The sequence below is a fragment of the Streptomyces sp. NPDC058964 genome (assembly GCF_042741275.1).
GTDB lineage: Bacteria > Actinomycetota > Actinomycetes > Streptomycetales > Streptomycetaceae > Streptomyces.
In genome coordinates this window covers 1-3810 of record NZ_JBHYKH010000690.1, presented here as the reverse complement: position 1 = coordinate 3810, position 3810 = coordinate 1, and the positions used below count along the sequence as shown (strand labels likewise).

Below are 3810 nucleotides of genomic sequence, written 5' to 3'. Positions count from 1 at the left end.
GAGACTCAGCCCACCACCGCAACACCGTGTGTTTCAGTGTTTGGGGGGGTTGGTTTTTGTTTAAAGCCGCCGGGCCCCCCCCGGGGCCCCCGGGGGGCGGCCTCTTCGCACAGCACGACGACCCGGACCTCACCGGGCCGGGGGAACGGCATCATCTCCCGGCCAAGGGCCGGCCGCTGTCGAGCACCTCCGCGGGCTCGGCCTCCGGCAGCCGCGGCACACGCCGGTGCCACCATCCGAAGTCCGGTCTCTCCTCCCAGCCGGGCCACGGGACGGCGGCGGCGCGGAAGCGGTCGTCGGTCCGGTCGAGTTCCGGGCTGCCGGGCGGTGCGGAGCTCGGCGGGCAGTGGCGGCCTGAGCTCCGCCGGCCGGCTGCGGCACCGGATGCCGTGGTCGAACTCCGGCGCGCACCACCCGTAGCCCTCGTCCAGCCCGCGGACGGCAGCGGCCCATGCAGCGAGGAGCCGGTGGGGCTTCCCGTGTCCGCTGCATGGGCCGACTGTCTCACGGCGGGCTGTGTCAGCCCAGCAGCTCCACCTCCGCCAGCGTCGACTCGGAGTCCAGGACCAGCCGGTACTTCGCGTACGAGCCCGGCGCGGCGATCGTGAACGCCCGGGTCTGCCTGTCCCAGGCGAACGACTGCCCGGAGCGGTGGTCCAGGGTCCGCCAGGTCGTGCCGTCCGTGGAGCCCTGGAGGGTCCAGCCGGCCGGGGCCTTCGCGCGGTCGGCGGACGACGTCAGGGTGTACTGGACGGGCCTGGTGGTGCCGGTGACCGGCAGGTCCACGGAGGTGACCGTCGCCTCCGTCGCGGACGTGTTGTCGAACAGGGCGCCCTCACCCTTCAGCACGTCCGAGCGCGGAGTGGGGATCTTGCCGTCCTGGGTGATGGAGACCGGGGCCGCGTTTCTGCCCGAACCCCAGGCCGAGGGCTTCGGGCCCATCCGGAAGTCCAGCACCCCGCCCTCGGCGAGCAGCGAGTGGGGCAGCGAGGTCGACGTCCAGGGGCGGCCGTTGACGGTCAGACCCTGCACGTACACGTTCTTCGCGCTGTTCCCCGGCGCCCTGATGACCAGGTCCCGGCCGTTCTCCAGGTGGACGGTGGCCTTCTTGAACAGCGGGGACCCGATGGCGTACTCGCCGCTGCCCATGACCAGCGGGTAGAAGCCGAGGGAGGAGAAGAGGTACCAGGCCGACTGCTCGCCGTTGTCCTCGTCGCCGTGGTAGCCCTGGCCGATCTCGCTGCCGGTGTAGAGGCGGGAGAGCGCCTCGCGGACGTTCTGCTGTGCCTTCCAGGGCTGGGCGGCCGCGTCGTACATGTAGATCACGTGGTGCGCGACCTGGTTGGAGTGGCCGTACATGCCCATCCGCACGTCCCGGGCCTCGGTCATCTCGTGGATGACGCCGCCGTAGGAGCCGACGTAGTCGGGGGAGGCGGTCTCCGGGGTGGAGAAGTACTCGTCGAGCTTGTCGGCCAGGGCTGCCCGGCCGCCGTAGAGGTTGGCGAGTCCGCGGCTGTCCTGCGGGGCGGTGAAGGCGTAGCCCCAGCCGTTGGTCTCGGTGTAGTCGTAGCCCCACACGCGCGGGTCGTACTTGGCCGAGTCGACGCGCCAGTCACCCTTGGCGTCCCTGCCCTGGAAGAAGCCGGCCTTGGAGTCGAACAGGTCGACGTAGTTCTGGGCGCGGTTGAGGAAGTACCGGGACTCCTCCTGGTAGTGCTTCTCCTTGGTCTTCTCGTAGAGCGCCTCGCCCATCTTCGCGATGCCGTAGTCGTTGACGTAGCCCTCCATCGCCCACGACAGGCCCTCGTGCGTGTCCGTGCTGGTGTAGCCGAGGAAGGGCGAGGTGCTCATGCCCTTGCGGCCGACGCCGGAGGAGGGGGGTACGACGGTTGCGTTCTTCAGGGCCGCGTCGTAGGCCGCCTCGGCGTCGAAGTGGACGCCCTTGACGTACGCGTCCGCGAACGCGACGTCCGAGGAGGTGCCGGTCATCAGGTCGGCGTAGCCGGGTGAGGACCAGCGGGAGGTCCAGCCGCCGTCCTTGTACTGCTGCACGAAGCCGTCGACCATCTCGCCCGCCTGGCCGGGCGTCAGCAGCGAGTACGCGGGCCAGGTCGTCCGGTAGGTGTCCCAGAAGCCGTTGTTCACGTACACCTTGCCGTCCACGACCTTCGCGCCGGTGTGCGTCGGGGTGTCCGGGCCGGGCATGGGGGAGAACGGCGAGGCGTACCGGTCCTTGCCGCCGGCCTTCTCGAAGCCGGAGTTCGGGTACAGGTACAGCCGGTACATCGAGGAGTACAGGGTCGTCAGCTGGTCCGGGGTCGCGCCCTCGACCTCGACCTTGCCGAGCAGCCGGTCCCAGGTGCGCTGGGCGCGTTCCTTCACCGTGTCGAAGGAGGTGCCGTCGGGGATCTCCTGGCGCAGATTGTCCTTCGCCTGGTCGACGCCGATCAGCGAGGTCGCCAGGCGCAGCGTGACGGTGCGGTCCGCGCCCGCGGCGAAGCGCAGGTAGCCCTTGACGCCGCTGGAGCCGGCGTCCGTCGCCGGCTTGTCGAACTCCCCGTACACGAAGAGCCGGGTCGCGCCCGTGGACAGGCCGGACTTCACGTCGGAGTAGCCGGTGACGATCCCGTGGTCCTTGTCGAGGGTGAGGCCCGCCTGCTCGGTGACGTTGTCGAAGACCACGCTCGCGTCGTCGCCGGGGTAGGTGAACCGGAGGGCCGCCGCGTGGTCGGTCGGGGTCATCTCCGCCTTCAGGCCGTTCTCGAAGCGGACGCCGTAGTAGTACGGCCGGGCCGTCTCGTTCTCGTGCCGGAAGGCCAGCGCCCGTGCCGTGCGCCCGGTGTCCGGGGTGCCGGAGGCGGCGGAAGGCATCAGCTGGAAGGTCTGCCGGTCGCCCATCCAGGGGCTGGGCTCGTGGCTCGCGCTGAATGCCTGGATCGTCGGCAGGTTCGCGTCGTTGTTCGCACGCGCGTACTCGTACAGCCAGCTCAGTGAGGACGCGTTGGTCACCGGCGTCCAGAAGTTGAAGCCGTGCGGCAGGGCGGTGGCCGGGAAGTCGTTGCCGCGCGAGAAGCTGCCGCTGGAGTTGGTGCCGCGGGTGGTGAGCGCGTAGTCGGACAGATGGGCGTTGGGCTTCTGCTGGATTACGGGCCTGATCGCCACGTCGTCTATCCAGCCGCGGAACTCGGCCGGTCCGGTGGGGGAGTCGTACGCCACCAGGATCCGGTCGACCGTCCTGCCCGCGGCGACCGAGCCGATCCGCGAGACCACGTTGTTCCACTGGTTGACGTACAGCGCCTTCGACGCGCCCTGTCCGTGCGGCGACAGCGCGAAGCCGTGCTGGTCGGTCGCGCCCAGGCCGCTGAGGTACGTGCCGTCCGTGAACGCGAGGTCGACGGAGACGTTCGTGGCGTCGTAGTCGCGGTCGCCGTCGGCCATGGAGGGAAAGATCCGGTACGACAATCCGGTGTCGCGGCCGACCTTCACGTTCACGTCGAAGACCTTGTTGTACGAGTACGCCCGGCCGCCCGCCGTGTGCCGTCCGGCATACCGCAGGGCATGAGTGCCGGTGAAGCCGGCGCGGGGGCCCCCGCCCCGGGGGGGCAGGGGGTGTTGGACTTGGGGGGGGGGGCCGCGGGCTCCCGCCCCGCGCGCCAGTGACCCGATGGTCAGCGACAGGAAGGCGTGCAGCTTGAACTTGGTGATGAGCAGAACGATGACGGCGATGCCCAGGAGCACGGCGATGCCCAACTGGGCGTGGCCGGCCGAGGTGATGGGCTCGACGGTGTCCGCTGCCAGCATCTCGACGCT

1 protein-coding gene is annotated in these 3810 nt (G+C 70.2%); it reads right to left on the bottom strand.

What is annotated here, in order from left to right:
* Positions 1-519 precede the first annotated feature (519 nt).
* The coding region (locus ACFW2E_RS43070) for a GH92 family glycosyl hydrolase (protein ID WP_384476514.1) at positions 520-3810 on the bottom strand (3291 nt) is incomplete at its 5' end.